This window comes from Streptomyces sp. DH12, assembly GCF_020873895.1.
Taxonomy (GTDB): domain Bacteria; phylum Actinomycetota; class Actinomycetes; order Streptomycetales; family Streptomycetaceae; genus Streptomyces.
In genome coordinates this window covers 1-419 of the sequence record NZ_JAHWGT010001376.1, presented here as the reverse complement: position 1 = coordinate 419, position 419 = coordinate 1, and the positions used below count along the sequence as shown (strand labels likewise).

Here is a 419-nt window from a genome sequence, read left to right as displayed (position 1 = left end):
GTACCCGGGTCGACGTGTGCGCCGGATGCCGCGGGGTCCCAGCGGCCCCAGCCGACGGGGCCGAAGAAGCCGATGGTGTCGTTCTTCACGCAGAATCGCTGCCAGTAGTGCGCGACGAGCTCCTCGCGCTGGCGGGGCATGCTGCTGCGCTTGTCGGTGTCGGGGGTCCAGCGCAGGAACGGCGCGATGCCGGAGTCGAGCAGCGCCGCCTCGGCCTGGCGGCCGGTCAGGCCGTAGGAGGTGGCGACGTCGATCAGGTTGAGGTGGTTGTCGGTGCCGCCGGTCACCAGGGTGGCGCCGCGGCGCATCAGGCCCTCGGCGAGGGCACGGGAGTTGTCGACGATCCGCTGGGCGTAGTCCTGGAACGACGGCCGGCGCGCCTCGGCCAGGGCGACCGCCTTCGCGGCCATGACGTGCGG

Annotated in this window: 1 pseudogene; it reads right to left on the bottom strand. The window is 72.8% G+C overall.

Going from position 1 to position 419, the window contains the following annotated elements:
- Positions 1–419, bottom strand: a pseudogene (locus tag LPA54_RS40145) (lantibiotic dehydratase); the annotation flags it as partial.